General features: G+C 72.7%; 13 protein-coding genes. 7 read left to right on the plus strand and 6 right to left on the minus strand.

Annotated features, from left to right (window positions below; genetic code table 11):
- Nucleotides 1-44: 44 nt before the first annotated feature.
- On the plus strand, nucleotides 45-3,413 hold the full coding sequence (locus AB0F58_RS11255; RefSeq protein ID WP_357141328.1) for an error-prone DNA polymerase: 3,369 nt from the start codon (nucleotides 45-47) through the stop codon (nucleotides 3,411-3,413).
- A 58-nt stretch (nucleotides 3,414-3,471) separates the two neighbouring features.
- Here the strand turns inward: AB0F58_RS11255 and AB0F58_RS11260 are convergent, their stop codons facing one another.
- Both AB0F58_RS11260 and AB0F58_RS11265 read right to left on the minus strand, forming a co-directional pair.
- Nucleotides 3,472-4,485 carry a CBS domain-containing protein gene (locus AB0F58_RS11260; protein WP_357141331.1) on the minus strand — a complete coding sequence of 338 codons (1,014 nt, stop codon included), beginning with the start codon at nucleotides 4,483-4,485 and terminating at the stop codon, nucleotides 3,472-3,474.
- Nucleotides 4,486-4,594: 109 nt separating this feature from the next.
- Nucleotides 4,595-4,885: a hypothetical protein gene (locus AB0F58_RS11265; RefSeq protein WP_357141334.1), complete on the minus strand. Its 291-nt coding sequence runs from the start codon at nucleotides 4,883-4,885 to the stop codon at nucleotides 4,595-4,597.
- A gap of 500 nt (nucleotides 4,886-5,385) precedes the next feature.
- On the opposite strand from AB0F58_RS11265, the gene AB0F58_RS11270 reads away from it, so the two are divergent.
- On the plus strand, nucleotides 5,386-5,799 hold the full coding sequence (locus tag AB0F58_RS11270; RefSeq protein ID WP_357141336.1) for a GntR family transcriptional regulator: 414 nt from the start codon (nucleotides 5,386-5,388) through the stop codon (nucleotides 5,797-5,799).
- Between the two features lie 90 nt (nucleotides 5,800-5,889).
- Here the strand turns inward: AB0F58_RS11270 and AB0F58_RS11275 are convergent, their stop codons facing one another.
- Entirely contained in the window at nucleotides 5,890-6,609 is a 720-nt protein-coding gene (locus AB0F58_RS11275) for a sulfite exporter TauE/SafE family protein (protein WP_357141338.1), read from the minus strand.
- 175 nt (nucleotides 6,610-6,784) lie between these two features.
- On the opposite strand from AB0F58_RS11275, the gene AB0F58_RS11280 reads away from it, so the two are divergent.
- The 5 genes from AB0F58_RS11280 to AB0F58_RS11300 all read left to right on the plus strand — a co-directional run bounded on the left by AB0F58_RS11280 (nucleotide 6,785) and on the right by AB0F58_RS11300 (nucleotide 10,840).
- Nucleotides 6,785-6,961 (plus strand): hypothetical protein, encoded by a 177-nt coding sequence (locus AB0F58_RS11280; protein WP_357141341.1) that lies wholly within the window; start codon nucleotides 6,785-6,787, stop codon nucleotides 6,959-6,961.
- 127 nt (nucleotides 6,962-7,088) lie between these two features.
- A complete protein-coding gene (locus AB0F58_RS11285) occupies nucleotides 7,089-7,865 on the plus strand; it encodes a methyltransferase domain-containing protein (RefSeq protein ID WP_357141343.1) in 777 nt (258 codons plus the stop codon).
- A complete protein-coding gene (locus tag AB0F58_RS11290; RefSeq protein ID WP_357141346.1) occupies nucleotides 7,862-9,037 on the plus strand; it encodes a nucleotide pyrophosphatase/phosphodiesterase family protein in 1,176 nt (391 codons plus the stop codon). Before AB0F58_RS11285 ends, AB0F58_RS11290 begins: the two co-directional genes overlap by 4 nt.
- Nucleotides 9,038-9,066: 29 nt before the next feature.
- Nucleotides 9,067-10,326, plus strand: coding sequence for a DNA polymerase IV (locus tag AB0F58_RS11295; RefSeq protein WP_357141349.1), 1,260 nt, complete (start codon nucleotides 9,067-9,069; stop codon nucleotides 10,324-10,326).
- Between the two features lie 115 nt (nucleotides 10,327-10,441).
- Entirely contained in the window at nucleotides 10,442-10,840 is a 399-nt protein-coding gene (locus AB0F58_RS11300; RefSeq protein ID WP_357141352.1) for a DUF3040 domain-containing protein, read from the plus strand.
- A 198-nt stretch (nucleotides 10,841-11,038) separates the two neighbouring features.
- On the opposite strand, the gene AB0F58_RS11305 is transcribed toward AB0F58_RS11300, so the two are convergent.
- The 3 genes from AB0F58_RS11305 to AB0F58_RS11315 are packed head-to-tail and all read right to left on the minus strand — an operon-like array spanning nucleotide 11,039 to nucleotide 15,877.
- Complete coding sequence (locus AB0F58_RS11305) at nucleotides 11,039-13,513, minus strand: DUF3488 and transglutaminase-like domain-containing protein (protein WP_357141355.1); 2,475 nt, start codon at nucleotides 13,511-13,513, stop codon at nucleotides 11,039-11,041.
- A 10-nt stretch (nucleotides 13,514-13,523) separates the two neighbouring features.
- A complete protein-coding gene (locus tag AB0F58_RS11310; RefSeq protein ID WP_357141840.1) occupies nucleotides 13,524-14,822 on the minus strand; it encodes a DUF58 domain-containing protein in 1,299 nt (432 codons plus the stop codon).
- 2 nt (nucleotides 14,823-14,824) lie between these two features.
- Nucleotides 14,825-15,877, minus strand: coding sequence for a MoxR family ATPase (locus AB0F58_RS11315; protein WP_357141358.1), 1,053 nt, complete (start codon nucleotides 15,875-15,877; stop codon nucleotides 14,825-14,827).
- Nucleotides 15,878-16,178 lie beyond the last annotated feature (301 nt).

Below are 16,178 nucleotides of genomic sequence, written 5' to 3' on the forward strand. Positions count from 1 at the left end.
GGAGCGCGCCGCCGGGCTGCCCGCCCCGCACCCGGGGCGCCCCGGTGAGCTTCCACAATCCGAAGCTGCCCTGGTCCGAGCTGGAGCGGGTGCTCACCGGGCGGTCCGGCGACGGCGACCGCCCCGGGGAACGGCACCTGCACGTGGTGGATCCCCTCGCCGTCGACGGCGACGGCGGGGACGCCCCGGCCTGGACCCGGAGCCGGCAGCCGTACCGGCCACCGCTGCCGCAGGACCCGCCCGACGGCGTGGTGCCCTACGCCGAACTGCACGCGCACACCAACTTCAGTTTCCTCGACGGCGCCAGCCACCCGGAGGAACTGGCCGAGGAGGCCGCCCGGCTCGGGCTCACCGCGCTCGCCGTCACCGACCACGACGGCTTCTACGGGGTGGTCCGCTTCGCCGAGGCGGCCCGCGCCCTGCGGCTGCCCACCGTCGTCGGCGCGGAACTCTCCCTCGACCTGCCCGGCCCGCAGAACGGCGAACCGGACCCGCTCGGCGCGCACCTGCTGCTGCTCGCCCACGGCCCCGAGGGGTACGCCCGGCTCGCCACCACCATCTCCCGCGCCCAGCTGCGCGGCGGGGAGAAGGGCCGCCCGGTCTACGGCACGCTGGAGGAGATCGCCGAGGAACTGCGCGACCACGTGCTGGTGCTCACCGGCTGCCGTAAGGGGCACGTGCCGGCGGCCCTGCTCACCGCCGGGGTCGACGCCGCCGCCCGGGAACTGGACCGGCTGACCGCCCTGTTCGGCGCGGAGACCGTCGCGGTGGAGCTGACCGACCACGGCCACCCGGTCGACGCCGACCGCAACGACGCCCTCGCCGAGCTGGCCGCCGCCGCCGGCCTGCCCACGGTCGCCACCAACAACGTGCACTACGCGACGCCGGGGCGACGGCGGCTGGCCACCGCGCTCGCCGCCGTCCGGGCCCGGCGCAGCCTGGACGAGATCGACGGCTGGCTGCCCGCCGCCGGCACCGCGCACCTGCGCAGCGGCGCCGAGATGGCGGCGCGGTTCGCCGCCTACCCGGGCGCGGTGGCGCGGGCCGCCGAGTTCGGCCGGGAACTCGCCTTCGACCTCCAGCTCGTCGCGCCGAAGCTGCCGGCGTACCCGGTGCCGGCCGGGCACACCGAGATGAGCTGGCTGCGCCACCTCACCGAGCACGGCGCGCGGGAACGCTACGGCCCGCGCGCGGCGCACCCCGAGGCGTACGCCCAGCTCGACCACGAGCTGGGCATGATCGAGAGTCTCGGCTTCCCCGGCTACTTCCTGGTGGTCTACGACATCGTCACGTTCTGCCGCGAGCAGGACATCTACTGCCAGGGGCGGGGCTCGGCGGCCAACTCGGCGGTCTGCTACGCGCTGCGGATCACCAACGTGGACGCCGTCCGGCACCGGCTGCTCTTCGAACGCTTCCTCGCCCCGGAACGCGACGGCCCGCCCGACATCGACGTGGACATCGAGTCCGACCGCCGGGAGGAGGTCATCCAGCACGTCTACGCCCGCTACGGCCGGGAGCACACCGCCCAGGTCGCCAACGTCATCTCGTACCGGCCCCGCTCGGCGGTGCGGGACGTGGCGAAGGCGTTCGGGTTCTCGCCCGGCCAGCAGGACGCCTGGAGCAAGCAGATCGACCGGTGGGGGTCGGTCGCCGCCGTCGACGTCGAGGGCATCCCCGAGCAGGTGGTGGCGTACGCCAACGAACTCCAGACCTTCCCCCGGCACCTGGGCATCCACTCCGGCGGCATGGTGATCTGCGACCGGCCGGTGATCGAGGTCTGCCCGGTGGAGTGGGGGCGGATGCCCGGCCGCAGCGTCCTCCAGTGGGACAAGGACGACTGCGCCGCCGTCGGCCTGGTCAAGTTCGACCTGCTCGGCCTGGGCATGCTCTCCGCCCTGCACTACGGGTACGACATGATCGGGATGAGCCTGGACCTGGGCGACATGACGCTGGACGACCCCGAGGTCTACGACATGCTCTGCCGGGCCGACTCGGTCGGGGTGTTCCAGGTGGAGAGCCGCGCCCAGATGGCCACCCTGCCGAGGCTGAAGCCGCGCTGCTTCTACGACCTGGTGGTCGAGGTGGCGCTGATCCGTCCCGGCCCGATCCAGGGTGGCTCGGTGCACCCGTACATCCGGCGCAAGAACGGCCAGGAACCGGTGACCTACCCGCACCCGCTGATGCGCAACGCGCTGGAGAAGACCCTCGGCGTACCGCTGTTCCAGGAGCAGTTGATGCAGCTCGCCATCGACCTGGCCGGCTTCGACGCGGCCGGGGCCGACCAGTTGCGCCGGGCGATGGGGGCGAAACGCTCGGCGGAGCGGATGGCCCGGATCGCCGAGCGGCTCTACGCCGGGATGGCCGAGCGCGGCATCACCGGCGAGCTGGCCGACGACGTCTACCGGAAGCTCTCCGCCTTCGCCAGCTACGGCTTCCCGGAGAGCCACGCGATGAGCTTCGCCTACCTGGTGTACGCCAGCTCGTGGCTCAAGCGCTACCACCCGGCCCCGTTCCTGGCCGCGCTGCTCAACGCCCAGCCGATGGGCTTCTACTCGCCGCAGACCCTGGTCGAGGACGCCCGCCGGCACGGCGTCGAGGTACGCCGCCCGGACGTCAACGCCAGCGGTGCGAAGGCCACCCTGGAGTCCACTCCGCAGACCCGGTGGGGGAGCGGGCCGGGGGAACCGCCGCACGCCTGGGGGCTGGGCGGTCCGGCGGTCCGGCTGGGCCTGTCGAGCGTGCGTACCCTCGGCGACGGGGTGGCCGAGCGGATCGAGGCCGACCGGGCGGCGCACGGGCCGTACCGGGACATGCCGGACCTGGCCCGGCGGGTCGGTCTCACCGCCGCCCACCTGGAGGCCCTGGCCACCGCGGACGCCTTCGCCGGTTTCGGGCTGAGCCGGCGGGAGGCGCTCTGGGCGGCCGGCGCGGCGGCCCAGGAGCGGCCCGACCGGCTGCCCGGCACGGTGACCGGCGTGACCGCGCCCACCCTGCCCGGGATGGACGCGGTGGACCGCCTGGTCGCCGACGTCTGGGCGACCGGCCTCTCCCCGGAGAGCCACCCGGCCCGATTCCTCCGGGACCGGCTGGACGCGCTCGGCGCGGTGCCGGTCGCCCGGCTCGGTCAGGTCGAACCGGGTCGGCGGATCCGGGTCGGCGGCATCGTCACCCACCGGCAGCGCCCCGCCACGGCCGGCGGGGTGACCTTCCTGAACCTGGAGGACGAGACCGGCATGCTCAACGTGACCTGCTCACCGGGGCTCTGGCAGCGCTACCGGCGGGTGGCGAAGACGAGCAACGCCCTGGTGGTCCGGGGCATCCTGCACCGGTACGAGGGGGTCACCAGCCTCACCGCCGACCGCCTCGACGCGCTCGACGCCCCGGTCACCCCGGCCTCCCGCGACTTCCGCTGACTGTTATTAGTGGTTGACCAAAGGGGCGCCCCATCTGAGGGGGTCTCAAACTGAAAACCTATCGAGCCATAAGCCTTCTTAGCCATTGCGCAAAATTTCTCAGCTTGGTAACGCTCTCTTCGTCAAGGGGGTCTGGGCTGAAGTGCATGATGTCGTTCCGAATTTTACGCACCTCGTCCAGGGTCTCAATAAAAATTTGTCGGTCTAATTGCCATTGAAGCCGGGCCCATCGAGCTGGGTTCTCGAGGAGTCGTTGATACTCGCCAAACGTCAGGTGGGCTGCTTCACTGACGACGCGATCGGTGTCTGCGGGGTCCACCATTGCGGCAAGCTCTTCGGAAGTGAAGGACGTGTCGATGATGGAGCGTAGGCGCCTCTCCACCTCCCCGATGATGAAGAATGGGTTGGCGGTGCGGGCAAACTCTTCGCTGAGGTCTGCGGTGGTCACGATCCCGCGAATTCGTCTGTCTTTCGCCTGCACAAAAACGAACCCGGCGTCGACGATCCGTGGAATCTGCGCAAGCAGGTCATCGTCCTCGCGTACGACTTCAGCGGCCACGGTCACATCCGGCAGTGTGGCATTGGTTCCACGGATTTGTGCGTGCGCGATAGATTCCCAACTTACAGCGCCTCTGAGGTCACGCTCGCCTGAAAGCACTGCCAGTTGCGAGTACCCGTAGCGGAGCATCAGCGACTGGGCCTTCGGGATTCCATCCTGAGGGCTGATGGAGACTACTCCGGAATTGGCCGACTTCAGGCTCCCAACTCTCAAGTAAATTTCAGCTTGCGTGTCGGGGTTCTTTTGAGTGGGAGTCGCCTCCTGGGTAGGGGTCAAGGGTTCTTCAGGCTGAAGTGGAGTGATCTTGACTGTCGAATCAATCCAGACATCCACGAATGGCGGGCTTGTCTGTAGTCCCTCCGCCTCCAAGGACTCTCGGATCTGCTCAGCGATCCAATAACCTCGGCGTTTCGCTCCCCAATAACTCAGGAGTTCTCGCACGGATACCTCAACCGGGCTGGTGGTTGCCCGTTCCTTCGCCTGGGCAAGGAAGGCTTCAAGATTAGCGTCCACGCATACTCCGTCCTGTCTTGTGTGGGCACCCTAGTCGTATCTGCCGGATGTGGGCAATCGGCCATCCGTTTGCTCCGGAAGCGTGCTGCTTGATGCGGGTGCGGCTCGATCAAGCACGGGGAAAGAAGCCCTTTGTTGCACGAAGCCCAGTGCCCGGTGCTCGACGGGGCCGTGATAAACCGACCTCGGCCACCTTCCGTAGCCCCGCCGGCTGCACGAAGATCGACCGCCGCGCGACGGCATCGCCCTTGGTGTCGAGTTGGTATCCGTCGAGCCACATCCACCCGTCGAACGTCGGCCAGTCGAGCACCCGGATGAGCCGGAACATGATCGGCTTGTGGAACTGCACGCTGGCCGCCTGTGAGACGTGCAACAGGTCTCCGGAGCGCAGGACGGTCACGGAAGCCAACCGAGGAACCGCCGGTGGAGCGTCCCCGCCGGAGCCCAGGCCATGTCCTGACTCGCGGCGAGAAAACACGATGCCATGTAGAGCGCGAGGGATGCCGGAGCGCGGTCGAACTCGGCCTGGAGTTCACGGCGTCGGGTGCGGCAGGGCCACGGGAGCGAACACCCGCCGCAGGTCCAGGTGGGCAGCACGGGGCCGTGGGTGGTCACCGGCTCTCACCCGGCCAGTGCCCACGGTTGATCGGGATGCGGTGCCGGACCCGGCAAGGCAGGTCGGCTCCGCACCGGCACATGCGCCGCCACCGCGTCCACGACCACACCGGCCGGTGCCGACGCGCGAAGGTAAGGGCGGCCGCTACGACGTACTCCTCGAAAGTGACGCGCCTGGGCATGTTGGACCCTTCCTTGAGACGCCTGGCAAGCTTCCGTCACTCTACGTGCTGTATTGACGTCAACACAACACTACGACAGGATGTGCTCACCTAGCGTGCGGTTGTGTCCAGTGACCGCGACTTCGACCCCGACGTCGCTACGTGGAAGCAACTCGCTGACCGGCTGCGTCAGGCCATCCGCTCTGGCGAACTTGCACCTGGTCAGCGAGTTCCTTCCGAACTCGGCCTGACTCAGGAGTACGGACTCAGTCGGCTCACGGTCCGTCGCGCGCTTCAAGAGCTGCGGAGCGAGGGCCTGATCGTGGTCGTGCAGAGTCGCGGAACCTTCGTCATGGGCGAACAGGAACGCGTTGTCGTAACCCTCGGTAAGGGCGATCAAGTGCAGGCTCGAATGCCCGATCCCGAGGAACGCCGGAAGTACCGCCTACGCGAGGGGGAACCCCTCGTCCTGGTGGAGAGAGTCGATGGCGGAATCGAGGGGTACGGCGCCCACCGCGTCACCGTCGTGGGTGGATAGCGGCTGCGACGGCGGTCCCAGGGATCAGTATGTGCCGCCGGCATCACCCGGCGAAGGCGACATCGGCGCGACCTGCCCGAGCGGGCTGGCTCAGGCGGCGACGGCGGCGAGGGCCGCGCCCGCGCTGCCGAGCAGCCCGACCAGGACGATCCGGCGGAACACCAGCGGCGGGAGCCGGTCGAACACCAGGTTCCCCCACCACCAGCCCAGCGGTACGGCGGGCAGCGTCGTCAGGGTCAGCCGCAGCACCCCGGCATCGATCCGGCCGGCCAGCGCGAAACCGGCCACCCCGATCAGCCCCGCCCCGGAGAAGACCGCCGCCAGGGTGGCCCGGAAGGTGCGCGGGTCGTAGCCGAGGGAGTGGAAGGCGGCGACCAGCGGTGGTCCGTTCGTGCCGGTGGCGGCGGTGAGCACCCCGACCAGGACGCCGACCGCGCCGATCCCGACCGCCCCGGTGTGCAGCCGCGCGCCCGACCAGACCAGGACGACGCTGCCCAGCACGACGACCGCGATCAGCGCGCTGAGCAGCCGCTCCGGGAAGGTCACCAGGACCAGCAGCCCGACCGGCACGCCGAGGAGGGCGGCGGCGGTCAGCGCGCCGGTCACCCGCCACCGCACATGGTGGCGGTCCCGCGCGGCGGCCACCACGGTCAGCCCGATGTTGGTCAACGCGGCCACCACCACCGCGGTACGCGGGTCGATGGCCGTGGCCAGCAGGGGCACGGCCACCAGCGCGAACCCGAAGCCGCTCACCGACTGCGCGAAGGCGCCGAGCAGCACGATGCCGAAGGCGACGATCGACAGAAGCACCCGCAGAGCGTGACGCATCGACCCACGGCGAGCAACGCGCGCGGCTCGAGGGCGGCTCGGCGACCAAGAACACACCTGGTGGGCGTTTCGGAGCCGACCCGGTGGAGAACTTCCCGACTGCTCTTTGTGATCATGTTCTATCAGTACGTTGTCGTCTACCACAGGGGGATCAATGATGATTCGCCAGTCAGCCCAGGCTGTGGCGAACGCCCGGCGGACCCGTCTCGGCGCGGGCTGGGTGCCCAACCACCACGCTGAACCGCGTGAGTACCCGGTCACCGCCGGCCCGGTCGCCAACGACCGGCGGGCGCAGGTCGTCGACGACGAGATCGGGGCGCCGGAGTCCTGCTGATCCACCCGTCCGGGTGGTGGCCGGGGTCCCCTGCTCGCGTTCTCCGTCGAGGAGGGGACCCCGGCACACACCGTCCGACGAGGAGGGGCACCTGCGCACGCCCTTCGGCGGCACTAGGCTCGACCGGGTGGAGCAGACACGAGGCCGGTTCACCGGGCCGCCGCTGACCCCCCGTACCGCCGTGATCTGGTCGGTGCTCCAGGCGGAGCTGGACCGTCGCGGTGCCGAGGAGCTGACCGTGCTCGACGTCGGCGGCGGCACCGGCGGGTTCGCCGTGCCGCTGGCCCACGCCGGGCACCGGGTGACGGTGGTCGACGCCAGCCCGGACGCGCTCGCCGCGTTGACCCGGCGGGCCGCCGAGGCGGGCGTCGGCGCTCGGGTGCGGGCGGTGCAGGGCGACGGTGACGCGCTCGCCGGCCTGGTCGAGCCGGCCAGCGTCGACCTGGTGCTCTGCCACGCCGTCCTGGAGGTGGTGGACGACCCGTCGCCGGTGGTGGCGTCGCTGGCCGCCGCGCTGCGTCCGGGCGGCGCGGCGAGCGTGCTGGTGGCCGGGCGGGCCGCCGCGGTGCTCGGCCGGGCGATGAACGGCCACCTCACGGCCGCGGCGACCCTCGCCGCCGGCCCCAGCGGCAGCGTCGGCCCCCGGGACACCCTGCGTCGACGGTACGACGCCGACGCCGCCGCCGCGCTGCTGCGCGACGCCGGGCTCGCGGTGGAGGAGATCCACGGGGTACGCGTCCTCGCCGACCTGCTCCCGGCGGCGGTCGCGGACGGCCAGCCGGCCGCCCTGCTGGACCTGGAACGGGCCCTGGCCGCCCAGCCGCCCTACCGGGACCTCGCCGCGCAGTTGCACCTCTTCGCCCGCCGACCGGTGGCCCCGTCCGACCGGCACGTCCGGGCATGACCGGAGCGCAGAGTCCGGACCCGTCCGGACCGCTGGACCCGGTGACGCCCCGGTACGGCGCCGGCAGCCTCGCCGACGTGCTGCCCAGCGCGTTGGCCGTGCTCGGCGTGCCCGACAGCCCCGACCCGCTGCGCCTCACCGCCGACCTCGACGGGATCCGCCGGGTGGCCGTGCTGCTCGTCGACGGCCTCGGCTGGTACCAGATCCCCACCGCGCGCCCGTACGCCCCGACCCTGTTCGGGTTCTACGCCCTGCTCGGCCGGCGGCTGACCGCCGGTTTCCCGTCGACCACCCCGGTCAGCCTGGTGAGTCTGGGCACCGGGGCGGCACCGGGCGCGCACGGGGTGCTCGGCTTCCGGGTCCGGGTGCCGGAGACCGACCGGCTGCTCAGCCACATCGAGTGGGGCCGGGAGCCGGAGCCACGGCGTTGGCAGCCGCTCCCCACCCAGCTCGAACGGGCCCGCGCCGCCGGGGTGACGGTGACCGTGGTCAGCCGTCCCGAGTATGACGGCAGTGGCCTGACCGTGGCCGCGAACCGGGGCGGCGACTACCGGGGCGCGGCCGGCGTGGACGCGCTCGCCACCGAGATGCTCGCCGCGCTCGCCGCCGGGGACGGCCCCACCCTGGTCTCCGGCTACCACCCCGACCTGGACCGGCAGGGCCACCTGTACGGGGTGGACTCGGTGCCGTGGCGGATCGCCGCCGCCGAGGTCGACCGGCTGCTGGCCCGCCTGGTCGACGGCCTGCCCGGCGACGCCGCCCTGCTGGTCACCGCCGACCACGGGCAGTTGAACATCCCCGCGGAGCACCGCGTCGACCTGGACGCCGACCCCCGGCTGCTGGCCGGGGTGCGGGTGCTGGCCGGCGAGCCGAGGGTCCGCTACCTGCACGTCGCACCCGGCGCGGTCGCCGACGTGGTGGACACCTGGTCGGCGGTGCTCGGCGACGCGGCCCGGGTGCTGACCCGCGACGAGGCGGTGGCGACCGGCTGGTTCGGGCCGGTGCCGGAGTCCCACCTCCAGCGGATCGGCGACGTGGTGGCGGTCTGCCGGGACGACTGGGCGATCGTGGCCACCCGCTCCGAGCAGCCGATCGAGTCGCGGCTGGTCGGCTACCACGGCGCGGACACCGCCACCGAGATGAGCATCCCCCTGCTGGTGGTCCGGGGCTGACTGTCGTACCCGCCGGCTAGCCTGCGGGGATGGGGCGTAGCCAGTCGTTGCCGCGCGGCGGTGATCCGCGTTTCGGCCCGGACGCCGACGACACCGACTGCCCGATCCTGCACGTCGACATGGACGCCTTCTTCGCCTCGGTGGAGGTCCGCCGCCGCCCCGAGCTGCGCGGCCGGCCGGTGGTGGTCGGCGGCGTCGGCCCGCGCGGAGTGGTCAGTTCCGCCAGCTACCCCGCCCGGCGGTACGGCGTCCGCAGCGCCATGCCCACCGCGCGCGCCCGCTCCCTCTGCCCGAACGCGGTCTTCCTCCCACCGGACTTCCCGGCCTACTCGGCGGCCTCCCGGGCGGTGATGCGGGTCTTCCGGGACGTCACCCCGCTGGTCGAGCCGCTCTCGCTGGACGAGGCCTTCCTCGACGTGGCCGGCGCCCGACGCCTCTTCGGCCGCCCCGCCGAGATCGCCCGGCTGATCCGTGCCCGGGTCGCCGAGGAGCAGGAACTGACCTGCTCGGTCGGGGTGGCGCCGACGAAGTTCGTCGCCAAACTGGGCTCCACCCGGGCCAAGCCGGACGGGATGCTCGTCGTCCCCGCCGCCCGGGTGCTGGAGTTCCTCCACCCGCTGCCGGTGGACGCGCTCTGGGGGGTCGGCGAGCGCTCCGCCACGGCACTGCGCCGGCTCGGCCTGGCCACCATCGGCGACCTCGCCGAGGCTCCGGCCGGCATGCTGCGCCGGGCGGTGGGGGAGGCCGCCGCCGCGCACCTGCGCGAGCTGGCGCACGGGCGGGACCCGCGCGGGGTCAGCCCCGAGCAGGTGGAGAAGTCGATCGGCGCCGAGACCACCTTCGACACCGACGTCGACGACCCCGAGCAGATCCGGCGGTCCCTGCTCGCCCTCGCCGAGAAGGCGGGTGCCCGGCTGCGCCGGGCCGGCCAGGTGGGGCGGACGGTGGCCCTCAAGGTCCGGCTGGCCGACTTCACCCTGGTGAGCCGCTCCCGCACCCTCGGCGTGCCGACCGACGTCACCCGGGAGATATTCGACACGGTCTGGGCGTTGTACACCGCTCTCGACCCGGGGCAGCTCGTCCGGTTGGTCGGCGTACGGATCGAGGGGCTCAGTGCCACCGAGGCCACTCCGCGCCAGCTCGCGTTGGGTGCTCCCGAGTACGGATGGCGTGAGGCCGAAGCGGCGGCGGATGCCGCTGCTGCCCGTTTCGGGCGGTCCGTCATAGGTCCGGCCAGTCTTCTGGAGGGCCGCGATCGGCGTCGGCGGGAAAATCCGCCCCAGCCGTAGGTCGTCCCGCTTTCCGACGCGCGAGGGCCCTCGTAGACTTGCGGGTAAGCAGCCGGTCGGCTGCCACGGTCTGTCGGTCCGAACGGGCCGACCAACGTGACCGGGGAGGAGTGCCGTGCCGCTCTCGGAGCACGAGCAGCGGCTGTTCGAGCAGATCGAGCGGTCGCTTGCCGAGGACCCCAAATTCGCCTCGGCCGTGCGCGCCAGCGACCCGCGTTTCCACACGCGGCGTCGCCTGCTCGTCGCTGCCGGCGTGATCATCATTGGCCTGGCCCTCGTGGTCTACGGCGCGGTGATCAAGACCCCGCCGCTCGCGGTGGCGGGTTTCGTCGTGATGCTGGCGTCAGCGGCGTTCGCGGTGCAGTCGCACCGCCGGGCGCAGTCGCCCGACCTGCACGTGGTCGGCGGCACCACCAGTCGGCGGCGTCCCCGGGCGGGGCGCACCGGCCGTCGGTCGTCGCTCCTCGACCGGCTGGAGGACCGGTGGCGGCAGCGCCCGGAGGGGCACCGCTGACCATCGACTGACGGGGCGGGACCAGTCCCGCCCCGCGTCGCTTCGTCGTGCCCGTCGTCCGGCGCCGGTCGCCGTGCCGGGTGCCACTGCTGACCACGGCTGTCCCCGCCCGGCCCCCCGGGGGTGACAGGGAAACGCCCGGCCGGGCCGCCCGGTGAGGGTGCCACCGGTGCGGGCCGACCGGGCGTCGGTCGCGGGTCAGCGGGCCGGACGACCCGCCAGGAGCCGCCGGGGGTTCCAGCGCAGCATCCGGGTCCGGGTCCGACCGGTCGCCGCGACCAGCCGGGACGAGGCGTCGGTGACGGCCGTGCGCCAGCGCAGCAGCACCGACGGCGGCAGCGTCGCCGCGACCAGCCGGGTGCGGCGGTCAGCCCGTGCGCCGAGCGCGTGCCGGACCGCCCCGAGGGCTGGGTGCAGTTCGCCGCCGACCAGCGGGTCCCGCGCGTAGCGTGCCCGCTCCTCGGCCCGCCCGAGGAGGCGCACCGCCGTGGCCGCCGGTTCGTCCTCGGTGAGGGACTCCCGGACCAACCGGTCGGCGGTGGCCCGGGGCGTCTCCGTCCGGTCCACCCGGACCCGGAAGTCCACCAGGGTGTCGAGCAGCTCGTCCCAGGCGGCGTGCGCCCGTGCGCGGGCGGTGTCGGCGTCCGCCTCGACCACCACCAGCGGACCGGCCGCGCCGGACGCTCCGCCCGCCGCGTCGACCGCCGGGGCCACCGACGCGACGGTCGGTGCGGCCCCGCGACGACGGCGCAGCGCCATCCGCCGCAAGGCCGGCACGGCGAGCAGCACCAGCAGCGTCAGCCCGGCGGCCAGCCACCACGGCCAGACCGGCGCCTGCTCCGTCGCGGCGCCCGTGGTCGGGACCTCCCCCTCGTCGACGTTCCGGTTGGCCTCGTCCGGCCCGGACGGTCCGGCCGACGGGTCGGTCTCGCCCGGTGCGGCCGGGCTGCCGGCCGACGGGGTGACCGGGTCGGGCGCGTCGTTGTCCGGCGCCCAGTCCGAGCGGGTGTTGCCCGGTACGCCGTACGCCGGGGTGGCGTCGAACGGCACCCAGCCGATGTTCTCGCCGAAGTAGACCTCGGTCCAGGCGTGCAGGTTCCGGTTGGTCAGGACGTAGGTGTTCCCGTCCTTGCTGGTGCCGTTGGTGAACCCGAACGCCACCCGGGCCGGGATGCCGGCCGCCCGGACCAGCCAGGCCATCGCGGCGGCGTACTGCTGGCAGTAACCGGCCTTGTTGTTCAGGAAGTCGACGATGTCCCGACCGCTGGTGCCCCCCTCGGTGCTCAGCGAGTAGCGGAACCCGTTGCGGGCGGAGAAGTGGTCGTAGATCGCCCGGACCCGGTCGTAGTCCGTGTCGCGCCCGTCGATCAGCTCTGCGACCAGCGCGTCCACCTCGGGCGCCGGCGGCCTGCCGGTGAACTGCTGGACCACCTGGTCCGCCGCGGACAACGACGGGGCCCGGCGCAGCAACTCGGGGGTGTAGAGGGAGCGGACGTAGTCGAACTCGTACCGCTTGCCTCGGGAGTTCTCCCGGTTGGAGAAGACGATCTGGAGTTTCGGGTCGTACTGCCAGTTGCCGTTCAGGCCGTCGGTGCGGACCGGCTCGGCGTAGACCGGCATCAGCGGCATGTTCAGATCGCGGGTGACCTCGACGGTGGCCCGGTACCGCTCCTGCCGTACCCCGGTCGCGCCGTCGGTGGGATCGGGCAGGTCGCGGGTGACCACCCGCCCGGACGGATTGCGCACGTGGAAGCCGTTCGGCCGCAGCTCGTCGGCGACCCCGAACCGCAGGTAGAACGGATTGGTCTCGGTGGTGGTGACCTTGACCAGGTCGGCCACCTCGGAGTGGTTGAGCTGGCCGCTGAGCGCGGCGAACAGGTCCACCCGGCCGGGGCTGCCCCCGACCCCCGCCCGCCCGTTGCCGTTGCCGTTGCCCGACTGGAGGCTGTCCAGCAGACCGCCGGTCATCCCGGGCACCGCCAGTGGCGCGAGCACCGCGACCACCACCCCGACCACGGCCAGCCGCCGGCCGGCACTGGCCAGCGGGGAGGCCTCCCAGACGTCGACGTCCCGGCCGTCCCCGGTGAACCGTCGGCCGAACCGGCGCACCCGGTCGATGTTGTCGCTGACCAGCAGCCAGAGGTAGCCGGCCGCGCCGATCACGAAGGGCACCGGGGGGACGCTCTCGACGTAGACCGCGACCGGCACCGAGTAGATGGCGAGCATCGGCAGACCGGCCAGGGCGGGCCGGCGCAGGCCCACGGCGAGCAGGTCGACCACCACGGCCACCCCGCCCACCCCGAGCACGGTGATGAACAGCAGCGGGTCGGTGTCGGGCACCTTCACCCCGTACGACCGCATGTCCTGGACCGAACCGCCGAGCAGCTCACCGAAGTGGGCGATGGTGCCCGGCGTGGGCAGCACGGCGGCCAGCTCGCTGCCGCTGGGGAACATCCAGGTCAGGGCGATCAGCAGCCCGGCGAACATGCCGAGCACCTGACCCCACAGCGGAACCCGGACCAGCCGCAGCAGCGCGGCGACCCCGGCGACCACCGCCACCGCGATGGCCGACTGCACCAGCCACGTCCAGCGTTGGAAGATCGCCGACAGCGGTGCGGCGGCGAGCACCGTGGCCACCGCCGCCACCAGGCCGAGCCCACGGTTCACGATCACTGGTCCCCCCTCACTTCACGCCACCGGCCACCGTCTCGGCCAGCGCGGCGCGTACCGCGAACCCCTGCGAGCCCCGGGCCGCCTGCGGCCAGAGCGCGGGAAGCTGGCTGCCGTGCTCCACCCCGATCACCCGCCATCCGCTCTGCAACAGGGCGAGCGCGGCGGCGCCGTGGGCCTCCTGCGCCTCGGCGCGGGCCCGCTCCGGCAGATTGAGCCAACCGGCGCTGTCCAGCAGGAACGCCACACAGGTGGCGCCGTTGCCGCGCAGCGAGGCCAGCAACTGCGCCTCGGCGGTGCTCAGCGAGCCGAGCAGGGCGATGATCAGCCCGCCGTCGGCGCGCTGGCGGACCCGCTCCACCAGGCTGGTGAGCTCACCCCGCTGCTCCAGCCGGACCTCGGCGAGATGGTCGAGGAGCACGCCGTCGCCGGTCGCCTCGGCCGCGTCGACGTCGGCCCCGGAGCCGGTGACCAGGCGCAGCTTGTAGCCGGCCTGGCGCAGGTGCACGGCGATGCTCGCGGCGGCCGAGACGGCCCACTCGAAGCTCGCCGTCGGCCCGTCGCCGCGGTGCCCGTACGCGCGGGTGTCCAGCACCACCGTCGCCCGGCTCTCCCACGGCTGTTCCTCCCGGCGCACCATCAGCTCCCCGGTGCGCGCGGTCGACTTCCAGTGCACCCGGCGCAGGTCGTCGCCCACCCGGTACTCACGGGTCGCCGCGTCGTCCTCGCCGTGCACCGCCACCGAGCGGGCCCGGCTGTCGCCGCTGCCGGCGTACTCACCCGGGAGCCGGATCGACGGCAGCGGCGTGACCTGCGGAATCACCGTGAGCCGGTCGGTGCTCGGGAAGGCCCGGCTCAGCTCGCAGAGGCCGAACGGGTCGGTCATCCGCACCCCGAGCGGCCCCACCTCGTACCGGCCGCGCACGTCGGCCCGGACGGTGTACGCCACCGAGCTGGCCTGGAACGCGCCGAGCCGCTCCAGCACCACCCGGGGCCGGCTGCCCAGCGCGTACGGCAGCCGGTCCTCCAGCAGCAGCGTGCCGGTGGGCAGGCGGGACATGTTCTGCAACCGCAGCACCACCCGGGAGCTGGCCCCGACCGGCGCCCGGTGCGGTTCCAGCGACCGGACGCAGGCGAGCTTGTAGCGGCTGCGTCCGACGTACGCGGCGGCGAGCAGCGGGAGCACGGCCAGCAGCACCGCCACCCGGAGCAGGTCCCGCTCCCCGAGCAGCAGTGCCGAGATCGCCGCGGCCACGGCGGCGGCCAGGAAGGACCGGCCGCGGGTGGTGAGCCCGCGCAGCCCGTCGCGCACGGTCACCGCCTCCGCGGCTCGTACGCGGAGCGACCGTTCCCACCGGCCGGCCGGGTGTCGTACTGCGAGCGCTTGCGGTCCTGCGGCACGGCGAGCCGGTGCACCAGGTCGGAGACGATCGCGTCGGTGGTGCGCCGGGCCAGCTGCGCGTCGGCGGTCGGGATGATCCGGTGTGCCAGCACCGGCACCGCGAGCGCCTGGAGGTCGTCGGGGAGGACGTAGTCGCGTCCCTCCAGCGCGGCGACCGCGCGGGCGGTGCGCAGCAGTTGCAGGGTGGCCCGGGGGGACGCGCCGAGCCGCAGCTCGGGGGCCTCCCGGGTGGCGGTGACCAGGTCGATGGCGTACTGCTTGACCGCGTCGGCCACGTGCACCTCGCGGACCGTGGCGATGAGCTGCCGTACGGTCGCCGCGTCGGAGACCGCCCCCAGGTCGTTCAGCGGGTCGACCGCGCCGTGCCCGTCGAGCATGGCCAGCTCGGCCTCCGGGCCGGGGTAGCCCATGGCGATCCGCGCGGTAAACCGGTCGCGCTGTGCCTCGGGGAGCGGGTACGTCCCCTCCATCTCGATCGGGTTCTGCGTCGCGATCACCATGAACGGGGTCTGGAGCTGGTAGGTGACGCCGTCGACGGTGACCTGCCGCTCCTCCATGCACTCCAGCAGCGCCGACTGGGTCTTCGGCGAGGCCCGGTTGATCTCGTCGCCGACGACCAGGTTGGCGAAGACGGCCCCCGGCCGGAACTCGAAGTCGTGGGTCTCCTGGTTGTAGACGCTCACCCCGGTGACGTCGCTGGGGAGCAGGTCGGGGGTGAACTGGATACGTCGTACCGAGCAGTCGATGGAACGGGCCAGCGCCTTGGCGAGCTTGGTCTTGCCGACCCCGGGGACGTCCTCGATGAGCAGGTGCCCCTCGGCCAGCAGCACCGCGAGCGCGAGCCGTACGGTGGCCGTCTTACCCTCGATGACCTGCTCGATGTTGGCGACGATGGCTTCACTGGCGGCGCGGAACTCGTCGTGCGGCAGCACGCCGCCCACCTCGTCCCAGGTCTGTTGTGTCAACGGGCCTCCCTCTCGTCGCCTGGACGGCAGCTCTGTATAGAGCACCTGGACCCGCCGTGGGGTTCGCGTGTCGAGCCTCTGATGCCGCAGGAATCACTGGTATCTCAGGCTAACCATGTTTCCCGCCCGCGCCGAACGCCGCAGGTAGACGGTCGGTTACGCACCGAATAACCGTCTGGCGGGGGATCTGTGCCGGTGCGGCGCGCGTCGTCGGCCGCGACCACCCGCGCGGCGGACGGGCGGTCCCGCCGTCGGTGGTGTCCCGTCCGCTGGAAGCCCCCGGCGCGCTCCGGGCGGGGGC

The sequence above is a fragment of the Micromonospora sp. NPDC023956 genome (assembly GCF_040639195.1).
GTDB lineage: Bacteria > Actinomycetota > Actinomycetes > Mycobacteriales > Micromonosporaceae > Micromonospora.